This is a genomic window from Streptomyces sp. NPDC111744 (assembly GCF_055634995.1).
The window spans coordinates 101,912-124,895 of the sequence record NZ_JBVKCG010000023.1; the positions used below are offsets into that span (position 1 = coordinate 101,912).

At 71.8% G+C, this 22,984-nt stretch carries 18 protein-coding genes and 2 pseudogenes; 14 read left to right on the plus strand and 6 right to left on the minus strand.

Going from position 1 to position 22,984, the window contains the following annotated elements; all coding sequences use genetic code 11:
- The first annotated feature begins 181 nt into the window (after positions 1-181).
- The 8 genes and pseudogenes from ACZ7OO_RS35840 to ACZ7OO_RS35875 all read left to right on the plus strand — a co-directional run bounded on the left by ACZ7OO_RS35840 (position 182) and on the right by ACZ7OO_RS35875 (position 7,651).
- On the plus strand, positions 182-1,162 hold the full coding sequence (locus ACZ7OO_RS35840; RefSeq protein WP_471511438.1) for an amino acid ABC transporter permease: 981 nt from the start codon (positions 182-184) through the stop codon (positions 1,160-1,162).
- Positions 1,159-1,953, plus strand: coding sequence for an amino acid ABC transporter ATP-binding protein (locus ACZ7OO_RS35845; protein ID WP_471511440.1), 795 nt, complete (start codon positions 1,159-1,161; stop codon positions 1,951-1,953). Before ACZ7OO_RS35840 ends, ACZ7OO_RS35845 begins: the two co-directional genes overlap by 4 nt.
- Before the next feature lie 43 nt (positions 1,954-1,996).
- On the plus strand, positions 1,997-3,022 hold the full coding sequence (locus ACZ7OO_RS35850; protein ID WP_471511442.1) for a transporter substrate-binding domain-containing protein: 1,026 nt from the start codon (positions 1,997-1,999) through the stop codon (positions 3,020-3,022).
- A 25-nt stretch (positions 3,023-3,047) separates the two neighbouring features.
- Positions 3,048-3,761: a GNAT family N-acetyltransferase gene (locus ACZ7OO_RS35855; RefSeq protein WP_471511444.1), complete on the plus strand. Its 714-nt coding sequence runs from the start codon at positions 3,048-3,050 to the stop codon at positions 3,759-3,761.
- 11 nt (positions 3,762-3,772) lie between these two features.
- Entirely contained in the window at positions 3,773-3,907 is a 135-nt protein-coding gene (locus tag ACZ7OO_RS35860) for a putative leader peptide (RefSeq protein ID WP_471511446.1), read from the plus strand.
- Positions 3,908-3,984: 77 nt separating this feature from the next.
- Positions 3,985-5,175, plus strand: coding sequence for an LLM class flavin-dependent oxidoreductase (locus ACZ7OO_RS35865; RefSeq protein ID WP_471511448.1), 1,191 nt, complete (start codon positions 3,985-3,987; stop codon positions 5,173-5,175).
- Positions 5,176-5,199: 24 nt separating this feature from the next.
- Positions 5,200-6,573: an NtaA/DmoA family FMN-dependent monooxygenase gene (locus ACZ7OO_RS35870; RefSeq protein ID WP_471511450.1), complete on the plus strand. Its 1,374-nt coding sequence runs from the start codon at positions 5,200-5,202 to the stop codon at positions 6,571-6,573.
- Positions 6,570-7,651: pseudogene (locus tag ACZ7OO_RS35875) on the plus strand (LLM class flavin-dependent oxidoreductase). Before ACZ7OO_RS35870 ends, ACZ7OO_RS35875 begins: the two are co-directional and overlap by 4 nt.
- A gap of 204 nt (positions 7,652-7,855) precedes the next feature.
- Here the strand turns inward: ACZ7OO_RS35875 and absR1 are convergent.
- Positions 7,856-8,935: a beta-glucuronidase AbsR1 gene (gene absR1, locus ACZ7OO_RS35880; protein ID WP_471511452.1), complete on the minus strand. Its 1,080-nt coding sequence runs from the start codon at positions 8,933-8,935 to the stop codon at positions 7,856-7,858.
- Between the two features lie 94 nt (positions 8,936-9,029).
- Between absR1 and ACZ7OO_RS35885 the strand changes: the two genes are divergently transcribed.
- Complete coding sequence (locus ACZ7OO_RS35885; protein ID WP_471511453.1) at positions 9,030-10,757, plus strand: LuxR family transcriptional regulator AbsR2; 1,728 nt, start codon at positions 9,030-9,032, stop codon at positions 10,755-10,757.
- Between the two features lie 41 nt (positions 10,758-10,798).
- On the opposite strand, the gene ACZ7OO_RS35890 is transcribed toward ACZ7OO_RS35885, so the two are convergent.
- Entirely contained in the window at positions 10,799-13,363 is a 2,565-nt protein-coding gene (locus tag ACZ7OO_RS35890; RefSeq protein ID WP_471511491.1) for a CHAT domain-containing protein, read from the minus strand.
- Between the two features lie 152 nt (positions 13,364-13,515).
- Here ACZ7OO_RS35890 and ACZ7OO_RS35895 point away from each other — a divergent pair, with 152 nt between their 5' ends.
- The 3 genes from ACZ7OO_RS35895 to ACZ7OO_RS35905 are packed head-to-tail and all read left to right on the plus strand — an operon-like array spanning position 13,516 to position 16,066.
- The gene (locus ACZ7OO_RS35895; protein WP_471511455.1) at positions 13,516-14,955 is read left to right on the plus strand and encodes a S8/S53 family peptidase; all 1,440 of its coding nucleotides are present in this window, start codon (positions 13,516-13,518) and stop codon (positions 14,953-14,955) included.
- A 35-nt stretch (positions 14,956-14,990) separates the two neighbouring features.
- On the plus strand, positions 14,991-15,590 hold the full coding sequence (locus tag ACZ7OO_RS35900) for an RNA polymerase sigma factor (RefSeq protein ID WP_471511457.1): 600 nt from the start codon (positions 14,991-14,993) through the stop codon (positions 15,588-15,590).
- Positions 15,587-16,066, plus strand: a complete 480-nt coding sequence (locus ACZ7OO_RS35905; RefSeq protein ID WP_471511459.1) for a hypothetical protein — start codon at positions 15,587-15,589, stop codon at positions 16,064-16,066. Before ACZ7OO_RS35900 ends, ACZ7OO_RS35905 begins: the two co-directional genes overlap by 4 nt.
- A 13-nt stretch (positions 16,067-16,079) precedes the next feature.
- Here the strand turns inward: ACZ7OO_RS35905 and ACZ7OO_RS35910 are convergent, their stop codons facing one another.
- Together ACZ7OO_RS35910 and ACZ7OO_RS35915 are read right to left on the minus strand one after the other, a co-directional pair.
- Positions 16,080-17,378 carry a cytochrome P450 gene (locus ACZ7OO_RS35910; RefSeq protein ID WP_471511461.1) on the minus strand — a complete coding sequence of 433 codons (1,299 nt, stop codon included), beginning with the start codon at positions 17,376-17,378 and terminating at the stop codon, positions 16,080-16,082.
- Between the two features lie 58 nt (positions 17,379-17,436).
- Positions 17,437-18,228, minus strand: a complete 792-nt coding sequence (locus tag ACZ7OO_RS35915) for an N-formylglutamate amidohydrolase (protein ID WP_471511463.1) — start codon at positions 18,226-18,228, stop codon at positions 17,437-17,439.
- Positions 18,229-18,308: 80 nt separating this feature from the next.
- Between ACZ7OO_RS35915 and ACZ7OO_RS35920 the strand changes: the two are divergent.
- Positions 18,309-18,570: pseudogene (locus ACZ7OO_RS35920) on the plus strand (DUF5713 family protein).
- A 186-nt stretch (positions 18,571-18,756) separates the two neighbouring features.
- Here ACZ7OO_RS35920 and ACZ7OO_RS35925 read toward each other — a convergent pair.
- Entirely contained in the window at positions 18,757-20,973 is a 2,217-nt protein-coding gene (locus ACZ7OO_RS35925; RefSeq protein ID WP_471511465.1) for an NADP-dependent isocitrate dehydrogenase, read from the minus strand.
- Positions 20,974-21,176: 203 nt separating this feature from the next.
- Here ACZ7OO_RS35925 and ACZ7OO_RS35930 point away from each other — a divergent pair, with 203 nt between their 5' ends.
- Complete coding sequence (locus ACZ7OO_RS35930) at positions 21,177-21,335, plus strand: hypothetical protein (protein ID WP_471511467.1); 159 nt, start codon at positions 21,177-21,179, stop codon at positions 21,333-21,335.
- A gap of 419 nt (positions 21,336-21,754) precedes the next feature.
- On the opposite strand, the gene ACZ7OO_RS35935 is transcribed toward ACZ7OO_RS35930, so the two are convergent.
- A complete protein-coding gene (locus ACZ7OO_RS35935; RefSeq protein ID WP_471511469.1) occupies positions 21,755-22,831 on the minus strand; it encodes a mechanosensitive ion channel family protein in 1,077 nt (358 codons plus the stop codon).
- Positions 22,832-22,984 lie beyond the last annotated feature (153 nt).

Genomic DNA, 22,984 nt, shown 5'->3' on the forward strand with positions numbered 1-22,984 from the left:
GCGGCTCCCGCAGCCTCGCGTCCCAGCGTCCTCGACGAAGCACCGGCCGCCCCGGTGTGCAGCCGTCCGCCCCGCCCCGTGTCCCGCGCGCCCCCGCGCACCCGTGCCGCGCCCGAACGCGGCCCGGTGCCGCGGCAACCGGCCGTGTGATCCGGGGTGTCCGACTCCGCCGGAGCCCATCATGAGTGAACCCCCAGGCGCCCTGTCCCTGGCCGAGGCACCACCGCCCACTGACGCACCGTCAAAGTTTGCCAGAAAACAGCGGGTTCAGCCGCTGCGCCGCCCCGGACGGTGGATCGCCACCGCCGTCGTCCTGGTGGTCGTCGCGCAGTTCGTCCACGGACTGGCCGCCAACCCCTTCTACCAGTGGGACCGCTTCCGCTACTGGTTCCTGCGCCCCACCATCCTCGACGGACTCGTCGTCACCCTCGAAGTGGCCGCGCTCAGCGCCGTCCTCGGCCTGCTCGGCGGTATCGTGCTCGCCCTCGCCCGGCTCTCCGGCAGCCCCGTGCTGCGGGCGGTGAGCTGGACCTACACCTGGCTGTTCCGCTCGGTACCGCTGATCGTCCTGCTGATCTTCCTCTACAACTTCTCCGCCCTCTACAAGACACTGAGCCTGGGCGTGCCCTTCGGCCCGTCCTTCGTCACCTTCGACGAGTCGAAGCTGGCCACCGACCTGGCGATCGCCGTGATCGGCCTCAGCCTCAACGAGGCGGCCTACGCGGCCGAGGTGGTGCGCGGCGGCATCCTCTCCGTCGACCAGGGCCAGCACGAGGCGGCCGCCGCGCTCGGCCTGCCCAAGGTCTACCAGTTCACCCGGATCGTCTTCCCGCAGGCCCTGCGCTCCATCGTGCCGAACTACGTCAACCAGCTCATCGGCCTGATCAAGAGCACGTCCCTGGTGTTCTACGTCTCGCTGCTCGACCTCTTCGGCTCGGTGCAGTCGATGGGCAGCACCTACCCCGGCGACATCGTGCCGCTGCTGCTCGTCGCCACCGTCTGGTACCTGATCCTGACCAGCGCCGTCTCCGTCGTCCAGTACTACGTCGAGCGGTACTTCGCCCGCGGTGCCACCCGGACGCTGCCGCCGACCCCCCTCCAGAGACTCCGCACCGGACTGGCCGGCCTGCGGGAACGCGTACGCCGGGAGGCCGCCGTATGACCACCGCACAGGACATCGTCCCGGACATCGCCCCGGCCGCCCTGGAGATCCACGACGTCCACAAGTCGTACGGCGCCCACCACGTCCTCGACGGCATCGACCTGACCGTCCGCCCCGGCGAGGTCACCGTGGTCCTCGGCCCGTCCGGGTCCGGCAAGTCCACGCTGCTCCGGGTCGTCAACCACCTGGAGAAGCCCGAGTCCGGCTACGTCAGCGTCGGCGGTGAGCTGATCGGGGTCAGACGGCACGGCGACGGGCTCAAGGAGCTCAGCGAACGCGCCATCCTGGCCCAGCGCAGCCGGATCGGCTTCGTCTTCCAGAACTTCAACCTGTTCCCGCACCTGACGGTCCTCGACAATGTCGCGGCCGCCCCTGTCGCCACCGGAAAGCTGACCAGGCCGGAGGCCCAGCGGCTGGCCAAGGAACTCCTCGAACGGGTCGGCCTCGGCGAGCGCGTCGGCGCCTATCCACGGCAGCTGTCGGGCGGCCAGCAGCAGCGCGTCGCCATCGCCCGCGCCCTCGCGCTGCGCCCCGGCATCATCCTCTTCGACGAACCGACCTCCGCGCTCGACCCCGAGCTGGTCGGCGAAGTGCTCGCCGTCATCAAGGACCTGGCGTCCAGCGGCACCACCCTGGTGATCGTCACCCACGAGATCGGCTTCGCCCGTGAGGTCGCCGACCGGATCGTCTTCATCGACGCCGGAAGGATCGTCGAACAGGGCCCGCCCGCCGAGATCCTCGACAGTCCGCGGCACGAACGGACCCGGGACTTCCTGCGCAAGGTCCTGTGAACCAGACCCCCTTTCACCTTTCACTGAAACACGAAGGACAGCCATGCCCACGCTCCTCTCCCGACGCAGCCTGATCCGCGGCCTCACCTCGGCGACCGCCGTCGCGACCCTCGCCACCGGGCTCGCCGCCTGCGGGGGCGACAGCGACGCGGCCACCACGACCGGCAGCGCCAACAACGGCGAGGTCGTCATCGGACAGGTCTCCAACGGCGCCGCCCAGCAGACCACCGTCAAGGTCTCCGAGGTCAAGTCCATCAGCGCCGAAGTGCCCGCCGGCGTCCGCAAGAGCGGCAGACTCGTCATAGGCGAGGGCGCCCTGCCCGCCGGATTCCCGCCGCTGGCCTACGTGGGCAGCGACCAGAAGACCCTCACCGGTTCCGAACCCGACCTCGGCCGCCTGGTCGCCGCGGTCCTCGGCCTCACCCCCCAGGTGAAGAACTTCACCTGGGAGAACATGTTCGTCGGCATCGACAGCGGCAAGGTGGACGTCGCCTTCTCCAACGTCACCGACACCGAGGAGCGCAAGAAGAAGTACGAGTTCGCCTCCTACCGGCAGGACAACCTCGCCTTCACCGTGCCGAAGAAGAGCACCTGGAACTTCGACGACAACTACGAGAACCTCGCCGGGAAGACCGTCTCCGTCAGCGCCGGCACCAACCAGGAGAAGATCCTCCTGGAGTGGAAGGCCAAGCTGGCCAAGGAGGGCAAGAACCTCACGGTCAAGTACTACCAGGACAGCAACAGCGTCTACCTGGCCCTCGCCAGTGGCAAGATCGACGCCTATCTCGGCCCCAACCCCGGCATCGCCTACCACAACCGCCAGGTCGCCGACACGCCCAACGCCACCCGCACCGCCGGCACCTACTCCGGCGCGGGCGGAAGCCTCCAGGGGCTGATCGCGGCCACCGCGAAGAAGGACAGCGGACTCGCCAAGCCGCTCGCCGACGCGATCAACTACCTGATCGAGAACGGCCAGTACGCCAAGTGGCTGGCCGCCTACAACCTCTCCAACGAGACCGTCGCCAAGTCCGAGGTCAACCCGCCGGGACTGCCGCTGGACAACTCCTGACGGTCGGCCAGAAGAGAACGTCACCATGACCTTTGAAGCAGCCGACGGTGTCCTCGACAACGCCGTCTGGTCCGCCCTCGCCGGTCCGCACGCCCACCTCGCCGAACGCTGCGGCCGGGCCGCCCGCTACCCCGAGGACGTCTACGCCTGCGCCGCCCTCGCCGATCCCGCCGACCCGGACGCCTGGGCCGACCTGCACACGCTCGTCGGCCCCGGAACCACCGTACGGATCAAGCCCGTCAAGGGGGCGCCGCCCGGCTGGGAGGTGGTCGGCGGCGGGGCGGGCGTCCAGTTCGTCGACACCGGACTGCGGGCCGAGCCGGACCCCGAGGCGGTCCGGCTCGGGCCGCACGACGTGCCCGAGATGTTGGACCTGGTGGCCCGCACCGAGCCCGGCCCGTTCCGCAAGCGGACCGTGGAGATGGGCGCCTATCTCGGCATCCGGCACAGGGGGAGACTGATCGCGATGGCGGGTGAGCGGCTGCGGCTGCCCGGGTGGACGGAGATCAGCGCGGTCTGCACCGACCCCGGGCACCGCGGCCGGGGCCTGGCGACCCGTCTGGTGCGCGCGGTCGCCGTCGGCATCCGGGAGCGCGGTGACACCCCGTTCCTGCACGCCGCCCCGGGCAACGCCACGGCGATCCGGCTGTACGAGTCCATAGGCTTCACCGAGCGCCTGCGCACCCGCACCCTGCTGGTGCGCAGCCCGGGAACATCCCCGAAGGCCGGGGCGTTGTGAGGGTTGACGAGATGTGTGAGGCGCCGCCACAGGGCGCCTTGAAAGGGGAGGTGACGGCCGTGACGCGGATATGCCACGCCGTGCATCTCCACTCCCGGCCCCACATCGACCTCCAGCGCGTGGCCGGCGCGCTCTGTAGCTCCTGACCCGTTTTCGCTGAAGCCGCACCCGCTTTTGAGTGGGTGGCGTGCGCCCTCGTACGGATCTCCAGGAAGGCACCCTCGTGTCCTCAGCACCCCTTTCTCCCCTGCATCTCGCCGTCGCTCTCGACGGCACCGGCTGGCACCCCGCCTCCTGGCGGGAGCCGGTCGCCCGCCCCCGTGAGCTGCTCACCGCCGGATACTGGGCCGGTCTGGTCGCCGAGGCCGAGCGCGGTCTCCTCGACTTCGTCACCATCGAGGACGGCCTCGGCCCGCAGTCCTCCCGGCCCCTGGAGCCGGACGAGCGCACCGACCAGGTGCGCGGCCGTCTGGACGCCGTACTCATCGCCGCCCGGGTCGCGCCCCTCACCCACCACATAGGTCTCGTCCCGACGGTGGTGGCCACCCATACGGAGCCGTTCCACATCTCCAAGGCCATCGCCACCCTGGACTACGTCAGCACCGGCCGCGCCGGACTGCGGGTGCAGATCACCGCCCGGCCCAGCGAGGCCGCCCACTTCGGCCGCCGCACGATCCCGCCCGTCGAGCACTACGAGAGCCCGGTCGTGACCGAGCTCTTCGACGAGGCCGCCGACTACGTCGAGGTCGTGCGCCGCCTCTGGGACAGCTGGGAGGACGACGCCGAGATCCGGGACGCGGCCACCGGGCGCTTCATCGACCGCGAGAAGCTGCACTACATCGACTTCGAGGGCCGCCACTTCAGCGTGAAGGGCCCCTCCATCACCCCGCGCCCGCCGCAGGGCCAGCCCCTGGTCACCGCCCTGGGCCATGGCACCGTCCCCTACCGGCTGGTGGCCCGCCAGGCCGACCTCGGCTATGTCACCCCGCACGACACCGGCCAGACCCGCGCGATCGTCGCCGAGATCCGCGCCGAGCAGGTCGCGGCCGGCCGCTCCGCCGAGCCGCTGCACGTCTTCGGTGACCTCGTGGTCTTCCTCGACGACACCGAGGACCGGGCGGTGGCACGCCGGCAGCGGCTGGACGAGCTCGCGGGCGAGCCGTACACCAGCGACGCCCGGATCTTCGCCGGTACGGCCGACCGGCTCGCCGATCTCCTTGAGGAGTTCGCGGGGGAGGGGCTCACCGGGTTCCGGCTGCGGCCCGCCGTCCTCGGTCACGACCTGCCGCGCATCACCGATGACCTGGTGCCGGAGCTCCAGCGCCGCGGCCGCTTCCGGACCGCCTACGAGGCCGACACCCTGCGCGGACTGCTCGGGCTCGCCCGCCCCGCCAACCGCTACGCCGCCGCCTGAGCCGGACCGGAAGGGACCCACGACATGAGCAAGCCGCTGAAGCAGATCCATCTGGCCGCGCACTTCCCGGGCGTCAACAACACCACCGTGTGGAGCGACCCGGCGGCCGGCAGCCATATCGAGTTCAGCTCCTTCGCGCACTTCGCCAAGACCGCCGAGCGCGCCAAGTTCGACTTCCTGTTCCTCGCCGAGGGCCTGCGGCTGCGCGAACAGGGCGGAAAAATATACGACCTGGACGTCGTCGGCCGCCCCGACACCTTCACGGTGCTGGCCGCGCTCGCCGCCGTCACCGACCGCCTGGGACTGACCGGCACCATCAACTCCACGTTCAACGAGCCCTACGAGGTGGCCCGCCAGTTCGCCAGCCTCGACCACCTTTCCGGCGGCCGGGCCGCCTGGAACGTGGTCACCTCCTGGGACGCCTTCACCGGCGAGAACTTCCGGCGCGGCGGCTTCCTGCCGCAGGACGAGCGCTACTCCCGCGCCAAGGAGTTCCTCGCCACCGCGCACGAACTCTTCGACTCCTGGCAGGGCGACGAGATCCTCGCCGACCAGACCACCGGCACCTTCCTGCGCGACGCCAAGGCCGGCTCCTTCGTCCACCAGGGCCCGCAGTTCGACATCCACGGGCAGTTCAACGTGCCGCGCTCCCCGCAGGGCCGGCCGGTGATCTTCCAGGCCGGAGACTCCGACGAGGGTCGCGAGTTCGCCGCCGCCGGCGCCGACGCGATCTTCAGCCGGTACGCCACCCTCGAAGGCGGCCAGGCCTTCTACACGGACGTGAAGTCCCGCCTCGCCAAGTACGGCCGCCGCCCCGACCAGCTGCTGATCCTGCCCGCCGCCAGCTTCGTCCTCGGCGACACCGACGAGGAGGCTGCGGAGCTGGCCCGCGAGGTGCGCAGGCAGCAGGTCAGCGGGGCCACGGCCATCAAGCACCTGGAGTTCGTCTGGAACCGGGACCTGTCGTCGTACGACCCGGAGGGCCCGCTGCCCGAGATCGACCCGGACGTCAGCTCGGAGCACATCTCGCGGGGCCGGGCGCAGGTGCGGATGTACCGCGACCCGCTCGCCATCGCCCGGGAGTGGCGGGAGCTGGCCGCCGCCAACGGCTGGTCGATCCGTGACCTGGTGATCGAGACCGGCAACCGGCAGAACTTCATCGGCGCGCCGGCCACCGTCGCCCGCACCGTCAACGAGTACGTCCAGGCGGACGCCAGCGACGGGTTCATCCTCGTCCCGCACATCACCCCGGGCGGCCTCGACGTCTTCGCCGACAAGGTCGTCCCGCTGCTCCAGGAACAGGGCGTCTTCCGCACCGACTACGACGGTCCCACCCTGCGCGACCACCTCGGCCTCGCGCATCCGGACGAGCCGCGGAGAGAACAGGCGGCGTCGTGAGGTTCCTCGAGATCACCCTGATCGTGCACCGGCCGGATCCGGTCACGGGCGTCCGGAAGGCGACCCACGACCGGTTCCGGGAGGTCCTCGACAACGCCGTGCTCGCCGAGGAGCTGGGCTTCGACGGGTTCGGGGTGGGGAGCGGCACGAGCGCCCGTTCATCTCCTCCTCGCCGACGGTGGTGCTCAGCCATGTCGCCGCGCTCACCCGGCGCATCCGGCTCTTCACCGCCGTCACCACGCTCAGCCTGCTGGACCCGGTCCGCGCCTACGAGGACTACGCCACCTTGGACCACCTCTCCGGCGGCAGGCTGGACCTGATCATCGGCAAGGGCAACGGCGCCGCCCAGCGCGAGCTGTTCCATGTCACCCCCGAGGACCAGTGGGACCGCAACGCCGAGAGCTACGAGGTGTTCCGGCGGCTGTGGCGGCAGGACAAGGTGACGGCGAAGACCCGGTTCCGGCCGGAACTGACGGACGCCGAGGTCTGGCCGCGCCCCTACCAGCGGCCGGTCCGGGTCTGGCACGGAAGCGCCACCAGCAAGGAATCCGTCGACCTGGCCGCCCGCTACGGCGACCCGCTGTTCTCGGCGAACGTCACCAACCCCATCGAGCCCTATGCCGAGTTGATCCGGTACTACCGTGAGCGCTGGGAGTACCACGGCCACGACCCGGCGGACATCGCCGTCGGCGCGGGCACGGCAGGCGTCCTGGTGGCGCCCACCACCCAGGAGGCGCTGTCCGCCTACCGCCCGGTGTTCGAGGCGAACCTGGCCTTCCACCGGCAGGCCGGACTGCCGGTGGTCTTCGAGACCCTGGAGGACTTCGTCGAGCGCAGCTCGGCCCTGATCGGCAGTCCGCAGCAGGTCATCGACAAAGTGCACCGCTTTCACGAACAGTTCGGGCACACCGTCCTCCATGTGCACGCCGATGCCGGCGGGTTGACGGACACCCAGCACCGCGACTCACTGGAGCTCTTCCAGTCGGCGGTGGCCCCGGTGCTCCGTCAGGACATCCCCGACCCACCCTTCCCCTGGGCACCCGTCCTCCCCGCTGCCGAGGAGCCCGCGCATGTCTGAGATCCCGCCCGGGGAGTTCGGCTACACCCGGTAGCGGGCGGAGGAGAGGCGGCGGCCACGGCCGCGGACCGGGCGGCGGTGAAGGGGGGCACGGGTGTACGGGTATGGCCGCGGCACGTATCCCTCCCCCGAAGGCTACGTGCCGCGACCGCTTCCCCCGGTGCCGGACAGTGGTCCGGCCTCCGCGTCACGGCTGTGCCGGTGTCACCAGCACATGACCGCGGTCTCCCCCGACCCCCACGTGGAATGGAGACGGACGCGGACGAAGTAGCGTCGGCCCTTGACGAGCCGGACCCTGATCCCGGTGTTGTGCGGGGTGCCCCCGTCGTCGTGGCCGGCGAGGTAGCGCGGTTCCCCGTCGCGCTCCTCGAAGACCACGACGACGGAGTCGCTCTCTCCGAAGGTGCCCACGCTGTACACGCGGGTCTCCGACGGCTCCACGGCGAAGTCCGCCTGCTCGCCGGGGCCGAGGCCCAGCGGCGCCGAGCGGAACGGCACCAGCTCGACCGGGGCTTCGGCGGGCGGGTACCAGCGGAGCACGAACTCCTTGTCCGCCGGGGACAGCGAGCCCGGCGGGTACAGACCGTTGTGGTACTGCTCCGGCTCCAGGATCAGCCCCGGACCCAGGGGGAACTGCATCACGGACTGCGGGTCCCACACCGAGCCGTTGGCCTCGGCCGGGTCCAGCTTCCGCAAGATGTTGAAGTCCGTCTTGTCACGGCTCCAGTGGTTCGGCGGGCCGGCGAGGTCGGTGTAGACCGCCTCGTCGTCCCAGTGGACCCCGGCGAACGGGCTCTGGTGCTCGTGCCGCATCCCGAGCGCGTGCCCGATCTCGTGCAGGGCCGTCCAGCGTCCGCCGGGCTCGGTCAGATCCCAGCCGAGGTTCATGGTGCGCTCGCCCGCGCCCACCGAGAGCGCGTCCCGGCCGACCGCCGACCAGGAGCCGTCGCCCAGCTGGAAGCCGATCCGCAGCTCGGCCTCGCACCGGTCGAAGACCTCGGCGAACGTCACCCCGATGCCGAGGTCCCGCCACTCCCGGAAGCACTCGCGCACCACGTCCCGCTGCTCCTTGGCACCGGCCCACGGCACCCGGCGGGTCTCCCCGGTCCCCGGGACCGGGATCACCGAGGTGTCGGTGTCGGCGTCGAAGAAGTAGTAGTGCAGGGCTGTGCCGTTGACCCACATCCGCCGCCCGCCGACCAGCGCGCTCAGCCGCTCGGCGGCCAGCCCCGGAGCGAACGCCGGGACCGACTGCCGCGGAAGCGAGCAGTAGCGTCGGGTCATGCGCCCAGACTGCCGTTCTCCCCGGCCGGGCGCCTGAGTCGGGAGCTACTCAAGTCCCCCTGTATCAGAGCTGAGTAACGCAACTCATACTCGTGTGACGAGTTACGAACAGGACGCGCGAACCCTCGAACTGCCCTGGCCGTTCACCGGCCGGGAGGACGAACTGGAGCTGGTCAGGCGGTCGCTGGGCATCGGCAGGCAGGGTGTCGTGGTCACCGGACCGGCCGGCGGCGGCAAGACCCGGCTGATCACGGAGGCCGTGCGGGGCACCGACTGCGCCCGCGTGACCGGCACCCCCGAGACCTCCGCCCTCCCGTTCGCGGCGTTCGCGCACCTGTTCCCCGGCCAGACCTCGCTGCCCGGCGCGATCCAGCGCCTCTCCGGTGTACGGCTCCTCGTCGTCGACGACGCCCATCTCCTCGACGAGGCCTCGGCGGCCCTTGTCCACCAGCTCGCCGTGCACGGCCGCACCCGGCTCGTGGTGGCCGCCGCCGACCCGGCACCCCTGCCCGGCGCGGTCTCCCGGCTGTGGACCGGGGAACTCCTCACCCACCTCGCCCTGGAGCCGCTGCCGTACGACGAGACGGCCCACCTGCTCGCGGGCGGCGGACTGGAACCGCTCACCGTGCGCCGGCTGCACCGGGTGTGCCGGGGCGATCTGCGGTTGCTGCGGGACCTGCTGGGCGCGCTGCGCGAGTCGGGTGCGCTGACCCGGGTGCCGGACACCGGGGAGTGGGCCTGGCGCGGCCCGCTGCCGCTCACCGCGACCGTACTGGACCGGATCGCGCCCCTCCTCGACCGGCCGGACCCCGGTGAGCGCGACACTCTTGAACGCCTCGCCTTCGCCGAGCCCCTGCCGCCGCACCTCGACGACGGCCTCGACCTGGGGATCCTCGAACGGCTGGAGACGGACGGCCTGATCCATGTCGACGACCGGGGCGCCGTCCGCCTCGCACACCCGCTGCACGCACCCGCGCTGCGGGCCCGCGCGGGCCGGCTCCGGGCCCGCCGCCTGGCCCGCACCCCGAGTCAGTGCGAGCCCGCCCTGAAGGACGAGCAAGAGCAACTCGCCATCTGTGTCGACCAGTTGGACGTACGGGAGGTGCCGGCCCCGGTGGGGGAGTGGCTGGCGGCGGGAGGCCTGCCCGTACCGGCCGGGTACGCGGCCGTGCGTGCCCGGTACTCGCGGCTTCGGGGGGAGCTGCGAGAGGCGGCGGCGTGGGCGAGGGAGGGACTGCGGGCGGCGCCGGGCGACGCCTCCTGCCGTACCGAACTCGCCTGCGCCGTCGCCGAGTCGGGGAAAGCTGCCGTAGTGCGCGGGGACGGGGGTCTCGCGCACTACGGCGCAGTACGGCTGGGGGAGCCGGCGGGGGCCGCCGGGCGGCTGGACGGCGTCCTGGCCCAGCATGCGGAGGCCCTCGCCCGCGGCGACGGGCCCGCCCTGGACCGGGCCGCCGAGGTGCTGGCCGCACGCGGGCTGCTGCTGTTCGCGGCGGAGGCCCACGCCCAGGCCGTCCGCGCGCACCGGGACCCGCGCGCCGCCCGGTTGTCCCGCACCCGCGCCGTCGCCCTCGCCCGGCGCTGCCAGGGAGCCCGCACCCCGGCCCTGTCCGGCCTGGTCCTCGGTGAACTCACCGCCCGGCAGCGCCAGATCGTCACGCTGGCCGCGACAGGACTCAGCAACCGCCAGATCGCCGAACGGCTGACCCTGTCCGTACGGACGGTGGGCAACCACCTCTACAGCGCGTACACGCGACTGGGCGCCAGCGACCGGTCGGCGCTGCCGTGGCTGGTGGAGCAGCCCGAGGAGAAGTCGGCCTGAGCGGTGCGTCCAAGGGCGATCGCAGCTCCGGTCGCTGATGCTCAGGCCGCCCCGAAGGCCGCGAACGCCCATCCTGTGGCCTGGTGGACCGCGTCGCCCGGCAGGGCGGCCCGGGCGTCCCGCAGCGCCTCCGCCAGCGACAGGCCGGCGCCCAGGCCCTTGTGGAGGGCCAGCATCAGCGGGACCACGGCCGCGTCGTTGACGGGCGCGCTGCTCGCCACCACTCCGGCCGTCCCCAGCGGCAGCAACGCCGTGACGAGGCCGAGTAGTTCGTCGGCGCCGACCGAGGCGAGGCGGGCGGTGTCGCAGCTGGAGAGGATGATCCGGTAGGGGCTGCGGGCGAGGCGCTCGAAGTCATGGACGATCAGCGGGCCGTCGGCCATGCGCAGCGAGGAGAAGAGCGGACTGTCGGCGCGGAAGGTGCCGTGCGCCGCGATGTGCGCCAGCGCCGCCCCGTCCAACTCGTCCAGAACGCGAGGTACTTGGGCTTCCGCATGCTCAAGGATCCGCGCCGTCGCGTACTGGCCCGCCACCTCGGGCACCTCGGCGCCCCCGGTCGCCAGTCCCGGCCCGCGGACCAGCACATGGCGGCCGCCCGGCGGCGGCTCGGTCTCCCGGGCCCGCAGCCAGCTCACCGCCGACGGCGACACGCTGAGCACCCGCTCCCGCAGGGAGGGAAGCAGGGCCCACGGCACCCGGTGCAGCGCCCCCGGCGGGACGATCACCACCGGTCCGGAGCCGAGATGATCCGCCGCCGTGCCCAGCAAAAGCTCCTCCAGCCGCCGCCCGGCGGCCTCCACCACCGCGAGCCGTCCCTCCGCGCCCGGATGCGCGAGCCGCCGCAGCCCGGCCTGGACGTGCTCCGCCTCGGCGACCGCCTCCGCCAGCAGGCCGCCCTCGAAGCGCCGTACCCGGCCCTGTCCGCACAGCAGGATGTGCACCCGCCCGTCCATGACGGCGAGTTCGGCCAGGCGGGCGTCGCCGAGCCGGTCGAGGAGCCGGGCCGGGTCGAAGCGGTCGCCCTCGCCGGGGGCGTCGCCGCGGATGTGGTGGGTGCGGGAGCGGATCTCCCGTTCCAGGCGGCGCTGTTCGCGCTCCAGGGCGGGCACCGGGCGGCCCTGCCTGCGGGCGTCCTCCGCACGGGAGGCGATCTCACGGAACGCGGTGAGCGAGGTGAGCAGGGCCGGGTCGGCGGGCGGCCGGGTCGGGGGAGTGGAGAGGACCGTGGCCCGCCAGCGTTCGCTCCACTCCAGCAGCCGGCGCGGGCCGCCGTGCGCGAGGCTCGCCTGCTGGGCAAGCGCGGCCAGCTCCGCGCCCTGCGCGGTGGCCCGGGCCCGCAACTCCGAGGCGCCCAGGGTCATCCGGTGGTCGTCGAGGACGTCGAGGCCGCGCCGGCAGGCCTCAAGAACGCCCCGCCGTGAACCGGCCGCCCGGGCGCGCAGCGCCTGGGCCGCCCAGCCGGTCATCCGGGCCAGCGGCGGTCCGCCGTGTCTGCTGCGCGCGGCCACCGCGAGATGCCGTTCCGCGTCCGCCGTCCAGCCCAGCGCCAGCGCGATCCGCCCCGCGAGCAGCGAGGCCTCCGGCGCGGCCGGCGCCCCGAACGACGCCAGCTTCTCGGCGACCGCCGCCGTGTCCTGCACCAGCCGCCCCGACGCGGCCCCGCACGCCACCCGCGCCTCGATCAGCACGAGCCGCGCATGCGTCTCCCACCAGGTCCGCCTTTGCCCCGCGAAGAGCCGTACGGCGACGGCCGCGCGGGCGATGGCGGTCTGCGCGTCACCCGCCGAACGCGCGGCCCGGGCGGCGGCCAGAAGCAACTCGGCCTTCCGGGTGGACTGCCCGCCCAGCCGGTCCAGCGCCGCGATCGCCGCATCGGCCTCGGCCAGCGCCTCGGGGGCGAGACCGGCCGCCATCAGCACCTCGCAGCGCCGGATGTACAGCATGAACGTAGGCGTGCCCAGCTCGGCGTACCGCTCCTCGGCCTCCGCCAGCAGCCGCAGCGCCGCCGGAATGTCGCCCGACCGGAACGCGGCCAGGCCCCGGCTCTCCACGGCGTCCGCCTTGTCGTGCTCCTGGCCCGTCGTCTCCCACAGCCTCTCCGCCGCCGTGAAGTCCGCGTCCGCCCGGTCCACCGCGCCAAGGGCCAGATGCACCGTGGCCCGCAGCGTCAGCGCCCGGGCCGTCCAGATGACGTCATCGGCCTGCCGCAGCACCGGTATCGCCCGCCGTACGTCCTCCAGGGCTTCCCGGTGCCGACCCAGCACCCACCAGACGTACGCCCGCCGGTACAGCACCTGCGCCCGGTTGTGGCCGCTGCCCAGGGCGACTCCCCGCTCGAAGGCGGCCAGCCCCTGCCGGGTGCGTCCCGCGTGCACCAGGGCGACGCCCAAGGTGGCGAGGACGTCCGCCTCCCGCTCGGGGGAGGCCGCGCGTGCCGCGCAGTCCCGGGCGCGCCGCAGATGGTCCAGGGCGACGCCGAGGTCCCCGAAGTCCCGCTGCCAGATGCCGATGACCTGGTGGGCGACGGACGCGTCCAGCGGCGAGGGATCGGACTGGAGGACCCGCTCCGCCCGCGCCAGGGCCTCGCCGGGGGCGGCGAACACCATCGGCAGCAGTTCCGTTACCGATTCGCTTCGCGCAGTCACCCCTCGGATGGTAGTGGCCTGGGCATACATGCCCCACTGGTTTGGCGCTGTATCAGACGGCGGGCGCGAGACTCTGACTGAAGAACGCCGTTTCCGGGGGAGGACGACAGGCCATGGCACCTCGACGATTCCACGAGCAGTTCGACCAGATCCAGCGCTCCATGCCGGACGTTCCACTGGCGATGGGGCCGGACGACTCCGCCGAGTTCTTCTACGAGAAGGGGGTCGTCCTCGCCCGCGACGGCGAGGAGGCACGGGCTGTCGAGGACACCGTGCGCGCCCACTTCACCGCGACCACCGGCCTGGTCGCCGACCACGTGCGCCGGGCGGGCCCGGAGACCAACCGCACCGGGATCACCCGCATCCAGGTCGGCGACCCGAACCACGGCGACCGCACCGGCGACCGCGCCGTCGGCCACGCGCTGCGCGCCCTGCGGGAGGCGGAGGGCCGCACGGGCCGCCGCCTGGTCAGCCGTAACCACGTCGTGTCCACCACGGTCAACGCCTGCAACCCCTGTGAGCCGCTGCCCGCGCTGCTCACCCAGACACCCAACCCGCAGCCGGTGGAGGGCACTTACGACCCCGACACGGCCGTCGGCGTGCTTGTGGTCGACACCGGTCTGGTGCACGACTACCGCACCTACCCGCTCCTCGACCGTGTCCAGGGAGACCCGCAACTGGCTGAGACCGACGCCGACGGGATCCTCCAGCAGTACGTCGGCCACGGCACGTTCATCGCCGGACTCGTCGCCGCCCTCGCCCCCAACACCGACATCACCGTCACCAACACCCTCAACGACGCGGGCGCCGTCCTGGAGTCCGAGTTCGGCGCCAAGCTCTTCGAGGCAGTCGACCGGCACGGCTGGCCGGATGTCATCAGCCTCTCCGCCGGCACCCCGAACGGCAACACCGACGGACTGCTCGGCGTAGAAAACTTCATGCAGGCCCTGCGCGACCAGCCCGGCACCCTGCTCGTCGCCGCCGCCGGCAACAACGGCAGCGCCACCCCGTTCTGGCCCGCCGCCTACGCCGACCTGCCCGGCTACGAGAACGCCGTCCTCTCGGTCGGCGCGCTGCGCAGCGACGGCGAGTACGGCGCCTGCTTCACCAACCACGGCGGCTGGGTCAAGGTCTACGCCCCCGGCGAGCAACTCACCAGCTCCCTGGCCGGCTTCGACGCGCCCGTGCCGTACGTGTACCAGCACACCACCTACGAGGCCTGCCGGTTCGGCTTCACCTACGCCTGCACCTGCCAGTACCCGCGCCACACCGGCGCGTTGACCGACACCGGGACCACCGGCCCCGGCAAACCGGACCAAGTGATGTTCGAAGGGTTCGCACAGTGGAGCGGAACGTCGTTCGCCACCCCCATCGCCGCCGGCCTCGTCGCCGCCCGGATGACCGCGCACAAGGAGTCCGACGCGCGCGCCGCGCGCACCCGGCTCCTGGAGAGCATCACGGATTACGCCGAGGTGCGCGGGGCCCATGTAGCGGCGCTCCGCCCGGCGAGCTGGCAGCCGGTCCCGGTCGTACGGCTGGCTCCCGCGGCCTGAGTTCCGGAACACTCCCCTCCACGGCGTACGATGACTTGCCGTACACGAGGGGTGGGACCGTGGACCGAGCAGAGGTCGGCGCGCTGGTCCAGTCCGCCGTCGACGGCGACGCGGCGGCCTGGAAGGCGCTCGTGGAAGGGCTGAGCCCACTGGTGTGGTCCGTGGTGCGCGCGCATCGGCTCTCCGACGCCGACGGGCACGAGGTGTACCAGACCGTGTGGTTCCGCTTCGCCCAGCACCTGGGCCGCATCCGGGAGCCCGACAAGGCGGGCTCCTGGCTGGCCAGCACGGCACGCAACGAGTGCCTGAAGGTGATCCGCGGGCTGACCCGGCTGCTGCCGACCGACGATCTACAGGTCCTGGACCGGGTCAGCGATGACCGCACGCCCGAACAGTCCCTGATCGACGCGGAGGACCAGGCGGACCAGGCCGAGCGGATCCGTCTGCTGTGGCAGGAGTTCGAGGAACTCGGCGCCCGGTGCAGGCAGTTGCTGCGCGTCCTGATGGCCTCGCCGCCGCCCAGCTATGTCGAGGTGTCCGTGGCGCTGGGCATCGCGGTGGGCAGCATCGGCCCGCTGCGCCAGCGCTGTCTGCGCCGGCTGCGGGCCCGGCTCGACGCGAGGGGAGCGGTATGAGCGACGACGGGTTCCCGGTGGAGGAGGACCTCGACGGCACCGAGTTCGACGTGGACCTCCTGGAGGAGGAACTCCGCCAGGCGGCCGCCGTCCTCGACCCGCTCCCGGCCGGGCTGCTCCAACTGGCCATGGAAGCCTATGCGTTGCACGACCTGGACGCCCGGGTCGCCGAGCTGACCTTCGACTCCCTGGTCGACGCCATCCCCGTCAGGGGAGCGGAGGACCCGCCCCGGATGCTGACCTTCCAGGCGGGCGAGCTCACCGTGGACGTCGAGGTCACCGGCGACGGGCTGCTCGGCCAGGTGCTGCCCCCGCAGTCGGCGCGTATCGAGGTGCTCGGCGGTCCGGCGGCGGCGCGCTCGCTCACGGCCGACGGCATGGGCCGCTTCGCCAGTGACACCCCGCCCGCCGGACCGTTCGCGCTCCGGCTGCGGACCGGCGGGGACGTGATCGTCACGGAGTGGCTTCGGGCCTGAGTCCGGCTCCGTCTCACCAGGCGACGGGCAGGGTCAGCGGCCCCCGGATCATCGTCCTGCGGCGCCACTCCACGTCCTCGGCCGGTACCGCGAGCCGCAGCCCCGGCAGCCGGTCGAGGAGGGTGTCGACCAGCAGCTCGGTCTGCAGCCGGGCGAGGACCGCGCCGGTGCAGTAGTGCGGGCCGTTGCCGAAGCCGAGATGAGGGTTGGGCTCGCGGTCGGGGACGATACGGTCCGGGTCGGGGAAGACGTCCGGGTCGCGGTTGGCGGCGAGATAGGAGACGTACACCGGGTCGCCGGCCTCGATCCGGGTGCCGTCGCTCAGCTCGACGTCCTCCAGGGCGATCCGGGCGAGCCCGACCGTGCTGCGGTGCGGGATCCAGCGCAGCAGCTCGTCAAGGACCGGCCCGCGCTCCGCCGCCGGATCCCGCAGCCGCGCCGACAGCTCCGGCCGGGTGAGCATCAGGTACAGCATCTGCCCGCAGTTGTGGGTGACCGCCTCGCCGCCGATCTGCAGCGGACCGGCCAGCCCGACGGCCTCCTCCTCGCCGATCTCGCCCCGGGCCACCGCGCCCCCTAGCAGCGCGTAGACATCGTCGCCCGGGCTGCCGGCCCGCGCGCGAACCGTCTCGGTGATCCAGCCGTACAGTCCCTGCTTGGCCCGGTCGGCGGCCTCGGCGCCGCCGGAGGTGGAGATGATCTGCCGGGTCCAGGCGTGCACCCGCTCCCGGTCCGCGTCCGGCACCCCCATCACCTCGCTGACCACGGCGATCGGGAACGGCTCAAGGACCCGCCCGGTCAGATCGGCGGGCGGCCCGTCCCGTACGACGCCGTCGACCAGTTCGTCGAGGATCTCCTGCGCCCGGGGCCGCAGCCGCTTCATCGCGCCGCCCGTGAAGGCACCGGCGATCGGCTTGCGCAGCCGGTTGTGGTCGGGCTGGTCGGCCCAGGCCAGCGAGCCCGGACGGGGCTGGAAATGCGGGGCGAGCCGGGTCACCTGGCGCCGGGTGACCTCGGTACGGCTGAACCGCGGGTCGTTGGTGACGGTCCTGACGTCCTCGTACCGGGTGGCGAGCCACGCCCAGCCCTCGCCGAACGGCAACCGGATCCGCGTCACCGGGCCTTCCCGCATCAGGGCGGCGAGGACCGGGTCGAACTCCGTCCCCTCCAGTTCGAGCGCCGGCCAGTCCCGTACCGGCGGCGCCACCGGGCAGACGGGCTGGGGCGGCTCCGTAGTGGTGGGCGGCGCCAACTCCGTCGTCGTGAGCTCGGCCGGCTCCGTGGTCGTGGGCCCGGTCATCTCCGTGGTCATGCCTCCACGGTCGTACGGTCCTCACCACGTGTCCTGCGGGAATGCTCCAGCCGGAGGGTCAGCGGCCGACGGAGTCCACGAGCGCGGCGAGGGCGGCGGCGAGCCGGTCCGCTCCCGGCCCCGCCGGACCGCCCGGCTCCGTCATGTAGAGGTCCCGCCGGATCTCGATCATCAGAGCGCCGACCCGCGCGTCCCACCCGTAGAACTCCAGCGGCACATAGGCCCCGCCGAACGGGCTGTCCAGCCCCGTCTCCCCGCACCCCGCGAAGGCCTCGCGCGCCGCCTCCGTCAGCTCGGCCGGGGTGTGGAAGCCGTCCGTGCCCAGACACACCGGCGGCCGCGGACCCGCCCCGTGCAGCTCATAGGGCAGCGCCCGGCTCGGATAGGAGTGCACATCGATCACCACGGCCCGCCCGGTCGCGGCCAGCCGCCCGGCGACGGCCTCCGTCATCGCCCGGGCGTACGGCCGGAAGTACCGCTCGATCAACGGCCCGGGATCGAACGGCTCGTCCCGCAGCACGGCCCGATGCGTGGTCCGCGTGTACACGGCCCCCATCCCGACGGCGAGCATCTCCTCCCGCTCGTCCGGAAACCGCTCCGGATCCACCACCAGCCGCGACAGCCGGTTGACGAACCGCCAGGGGGTCACCCCGGCCAGCCCCGCGGCGGCTGCCGCGATGTCCGCCGTGTGCGCGTCCGTGATGTGGTCCAACTCCCGCTCCAGCGTGACATCGTCGAGCACGATGTCCGTGCGCACGCCGGCCGGGACCGCCCGCGCGGAGTGCGGCACATGCAGGATCACGGGCGACTCACCGGCGCCGGGCAGGAGTTCGTACGTCGGCTGGGACACGGGCGGCTCCCGGGGTTGTCAGTGGCAGGGTGCAGTATCAAGGTGCCACATCGAGGACCGACGAAGGTGGGGGCAACGGTATGCCGGTCAGCGATCCCCGGATCACCGGGCACGCGTTCCCGGAGGGGATGTACGAGGACGAGTACTTCCCCGACCACGTGGGACCGGACCCACGCGGCCACGGAGGAGTTCAACGCCCTGGAAGCGGAGTTCGAGGCGGCCGGCAGCGAGATCGAGACGGTGGCTCGCGAGGAGACAGGCGGCGACTTCTGGGTCATCGCCCAGGCCTACGGCTTCGAGGACGCGCATCCCGAGGAGCTGATCGCGACCCGCGAGTGGTGAGCCCTCGGTCCGGCACGAGCGGGGCCGCCCCAGGCGTCGCGCACCGACGCCCGTCGCGTTGCCGTTCCGCCCGGCTCCTGGACGCCACACTGCCCGACATGGCTCCGCCCCGGCGGGCGGGATGCCTGCCGGGGCGGAGACTTCAACCAGTAATGCTCAGCGGGTGCTCAGGGCCGGAGCTTCGGCTCAGAGGGACGCGAGCGCCGTGTTCCAGGTGGCCGACGGGCGCATGACCGCGTCCGCCTTGGCCTTGTCGGGCTGGTAGTAGCCGCCGATGTCGGCCGGGGAGCCCTGGACGGCGAGCAGCTCGTCGACGATCTTCTGCTCGTTGGCGGTCAGCGTCTCGGCGAGCGGCGCGAACGCCTTGGCCAGCTCGGCGTCGTCGGTCTGCCGGGCCAGCTCCTGCGCCCAGTACAGGGACAGGTAGAAGTGGCTGCCGCGGTTGTCGATGCCGCCGACGCGACGGGTCGGGGACTTGTCCTCGTTGAGGAAGGTCGCCGTCGCCCGGTCCAGGGTGTCGGCCAGCACCTTGGCGCGGGCGTTGCCGGTGAAGTCGGCGTACTGCTCGAAGGACGGCACCAGGGCGAAGAACTCGCCGAGCGAGTCCCAGCGCAGGTAGTTCTCCTTGACCAGCTGCTGGACGTGCTTCGGCGCGGAACCGCCGGCGCCCGTCTCGAACAGGCCGCCGCCCGCCATCAGCGGGACGACCGACAGCATCTTGGCGCTGGTGCCCAGCTCCAGGATGGGGAAGAGGTCGGTCAGGTAGTCACGGAGCACGTTGCCGGTGACGGAGATGGTGTTCTCGCCGCGGCGGATGCGCTCGACGGACAGCTTCGTGGCCTCGACCGGCGCCAGGATCCTGATGTCCAGGCCCTCGGTGTCGTGCTCCGGCAGGTACTGCTCGACCTTGGCGATCAGCTGCGCGTCGTGGGCGCGGCCCTCGTCCAGCCAGAAGACGGCCGGGTCGCCGGTCGCGCGGGCGCGGGTGACGGCCAGCTTCACCCAGTCCCTGATCGGCGCGTCCTTGGTCTGGCAGGCGCGGAAGATGTCACCGGCGGCGACCGGCTGCTCGATCACGACGTTGCCGGCCGCGTCGACCAGGCGGACCGTGCCGGCGGTGGCGATCTCGAACGTCTTGTCGTGGGAGCCGTACTCCTCGGCCTTCTGCGCCATCAGGCCCACGTTCGGGACCGAGCCCATGGTGGACGGGTCGTAGGCGCCGTTGGCCCGGCAGTCCTCGATCACGGCCTGGTAGACACCGGCGTAGGAGGAGTCCGGGATGACCGCGAGGGTGTCGGCCTCCTGGCCGTCCGGGCCCCACATGTGTCCCGAGGTGCGGATCATGGCCGGCATCGAGGCGTCGATGATGACGTCCGACGGCACGTGCAGGTTGGTGATGCCCTTGTCGGAGTCGACCATCGCCAGGGCCGGGCCCTCGGCGATCTCGGCGTCGAAGGAGGCCTTGATCTCGGCGCCCTCGGGCAGGTTCTCCAGGCCCTTGAGGATGCCGCCCAGACCGTCGTTCGGGCTGAGACCGGCCGCCTTGAGGGTCTGGCCGTACTTCGCGAACGTCTTCGGGAAGAAGACACGCACCACGTGACCGAAGATGATCGGGTCGGAGACCTTCATCATCGTGGCCTTCAGGTGCACGGAGAAGAGCACGCCCTCCTCCTTGGCGCGGGCGATCTGCGCGGCCAGGAAGTCGTTGAGCTGCGCGACGTGCAGCACGGAGGCGTCGACGACCTCGTCCGCCAGGACCGGCACGGAGTCCTTGAGGACGGTGGTGGTGCCGTCCTCGGCGACATGCTCGATCTTCAGGGAGCCGGCCTCGGAGATCACCACGGACTTCTCGGTGGAGCGGAAGTCGTTCTCGCCCATGGTGGTCACGTTGGTCTTGGAGTCGGAGCTCCAGGCGCCCATGCGGTGCGGGTGGGTCTTGGCGTAGTTCTTCACCGAGGCGGGGGCGCGGCGGTCCGAGTTGCCCTCACGCAGGACCGGGTTCACGGCGGAACCCTTGACCTTGTCGTAGCGGGCGCGGATCTCGCGCTCCTCGTCGGTCTTCGGGTCGTCCGGGTAGGCCGGCAGCGCGTAGCCCTTGCCCTGGAGCTCGGCGACGGCGGCCTTCAGCTGCGGGATCGACGCCGAGATGTTCGGCAGCTTGACGATGTTGGCCTCGGGCGTCTTGGCAAGATCGCCCAGTTCGGCCAGCGCGTCCGGGATGCGCTGGTCCTCGTTCAGGTACTCCGGGAAATGGGCGATGATACGCCCGGCCAGCGAGATGTCGCGGATGTCCACGGCGACACCGGCCTGCGAGGCATACGCCTGGATCACCGGCAGGAACGAGTGCGTCGCCAGGGCCGGGGCCTCGTCTGTGTAGGTGTAGATGATGGTCGAGTCAGTCACCGGGTGCTCCGCTCCACGTCTGCAACATTGCTCGACATCAAGATATCTCGTGAACGACCCGGGCTCGACAGGGGTCCGCGACTCGAGAGATCCGACTGTCATACGACAGGCGACCGGATCGGTCAAAAGGGTGGCCATGACAAGCGAGCTGACCTCGCTCGGGCGGCCCGACAGACCCCCCGCCGCCCGAGCGAAAGCGGACCATGAGACATCGCACCGGAGTGTCGGCCCCGACGGCCGCCCTGCTCGGTCCGGCGACCGCAGCGGCCACGGGCCCCCGGCCCTCGCGCGCCCCTTCTCCGCCGGCCACCCCGCACAGCCCGCGCGGCGGCCACCACCACGACAACTCGGCCACCCTGTGACCATCGGCGCCTAACCGGGGTCCCTGAGGCCCCGGGGGGAACTCGTTTCCGTCGGTGTCCGAGACGGTCGCGAACCAGGACGTCGCCCACAGGGTGAGACGGTCCTTCTCGTGGCTCGTCTCGAAGGGATGATCGTTCCAGGTCCCGTACGGGGTGACGCACACGGCCTCCCCAGGACGCAGCCAGTAGTCCTGCCCGAAGGGCTCCAGCCACAGCTGGGGTTCGGTGTCGCCGTCGTTGTGCACCAGCATCGGGACCGCGTTGCCCATCCGTGGGATCGCCTCGAAGCCGAAGTCGCCGGCCTCGGGCATATTGGTCTTCAGCGGGCCGACGAGCCGGTCGATCGCCGCCCGCCGCGCTCTGCCTTGATCGTCCACGGGTTCGCCCACGGGTCCACTGTGGGCCTTGGAAGGACCGGACTACTCGGTCAGTGCCTCCTCCCCGGTGCGCTGCTGCGGAATCACCACGGCCCCCTGCTGGAGCGCCACCGTGCGGGTCGGGGCCGGGATGCGGATGCCCTCCTTGCGGTAGCGGCGGTGCAGGCGCTTGATGAACTCGTGCTTGATCCGGAACTGGTCGCTGAACTCGCCGACGCCCAGGATCACCGTGAAGCCGATCCGCGAGTCGCCGAAGGTGTGGAAGCGGATGGCGGGCTCGTGCTCCGGAACCGCGCCGGTGATCTCGGTCATGATCTCGGCGATGACCTCGTGCGTGACCCGCTCGACGTGGTCCAGGTCGCTGTCGTAGCTCACGCCCACCTGCACCAGGATCGTCAACTGCTCCTCTGGGCGGGTGTAGTTGGTCATGTTCGTCTTCGCCAGCTGGCCGTTGGGGATCACCACCAGGTTGTTGGAGAGCTGACGGACGGTCGTCTGCCGCCAGTTGATGTCCACGACATAGCCCTCCTCCCCGCTGCTCAGCTGGATGTAGTCACCCGGCTGGACGGTCTTGGAGGCGAGGATGTGGATGCCCGCGAAGAGGTTGGCCAGGGTGTCCTGGAGCGCGAGCGCGACCGCGAGACCGCCGACTCCCAGGGCGGTGAGCAGGGGCGCTATGGAGATGCCCAGCGTCTGGAGCACCACCAGGAAGCCGATCGCCAGGACCAGCACCCGGGTGATGTTCACGAAGATCGTGGCCGAACCGGCGACCCCGGAGCGGGACTGGGTGACCGACTGCACCAGGCCGGCGATCACCCGCGCCGCCGAGACCGTCACCGCGAAGATGAGCAGCACCTTCAGGCACTGGTTGGTGTGGTGCTGGACCGTCCTGGTCAGCGGCAGCACCGCCGCGGCGGCCGCCGCGCCGCCCGAGAGCGCCGCCCACGGGACCACCGTGCGCAGCGCGTCCACGATGACGTCGTCACCGCTCCAACGGGTCCGCTTCGCGTGCTTGGCCAGCCAGCGCAACATGCCGCGCGACAGAAAGGCCAGCAACAGCCCCGCCGCCAGGGCGATGCCGGCCAGGACCAGGTCCTCGACGGTGAGCGCTCGGTTCACCGGTTACCTCCCATTCGGTTGTGCAACCGCTCATCCTGCCGTATTCGCAGGGCCGTATCCGCACGAAGGTTCGCACCGCCGAGCCCGTCCGCCGAGACCGGGCTGAATCCGTCGGCTTGAAGTTCCGCCACACCGCGCTTGGTTGACGCGGCC

Excerpts from the sequence above, each read along its gene's own strand:
- ACZ7OO_RS35930 (WP_471511467.1), top strand. The coding sequence starts at position 21,177 with ATGAGACATCGCACCGGAGTGTCGGCCCCGACGGCCGCCCTGCTCGGT.
- ACZ7OO_RS35855 (WP_471511444.1), top strand. The coding sequence starts at position 3,048 with ATGACCTTTGAAGCAGCCGACGGTGTCCTCGACAACGCCGTCTGGTCC.
- absR1 (WP_471511452.1), bottom strand. The coding sequence starts at position 8,935 with ATGACCCGACGCTACTGCTCGCTTCCGCGGCAGTCGGTCCCGGCGTTC.
- ACZ7OO_RS35870 (WP_471511450.1), top strand. The coding sequence starts at position 5,200 with ATGAGCAAGCCGCTGAAGCAGATCCATCTGGCCGCGCACTTCCCGGGC.
- ACZ7OO_RS35895 (WP_471511455.1), top strand. The coding sequence starts at position 13,516 with ATGGCACCTCGACGATTCCACGAGCAGTTCGACCAGATCCAGCGCTCC.
- ACZ7OO_RS35905 (WP_471511459.1), top strand. The coding sequence starts at position 15,587 with ATGAGCGACGACGGGTTCCCGGTGGAGGAGGACCTCGACGGCACCGAG.
- ACZ7OO_RS35840 (WP_471511438.1), top strand. The coding sequence starts at position 182 with ATGAGTGAACCCCCAGGCGCCCTGTCCCTGGCCGAGGCACCACCGCCC.
- ACZ7OO_RS35890 (WP_471511491.1), bottom strand. The coding sequence starts at position 13,363 with ATGGTGTTCGCCGCCCCCGGCGAGGCCCTGGCGCGGGCGGAGCGGGTC.
- ACZ7OO_RS35910 (WP_471511461.1), bottom strand. The coding sequence starts at position 17,378 with ATGACCACGGAGATGACCGGGCCCACGACCACGGAGCCGGCCGAGCTC.
- ACZ7OO_RS35860 (WP_471511446.1), top strand. The coding sequence starts at position 3,773 with ATGTGTGAGGCGCCGCCACAGGGCGCCTTGAAAGGGGAGGTGACGGCC.
- ACZ7OO_RS35850 (WP_471511442.1), top strand. The coding sequence starts at position 1,997 with ATGCCCACGCTCCTCTCCCGACGCAGCCTGATCCGCGGCCTCACCTCG.
- ACZ7OO_RS35845 (WP_471511440.1), top strand. The coding sequence starts at position 1,159 with ATGACCACCGCACAGGACATCGTCCCGGACATCGCCCCGGCCGCCCTG.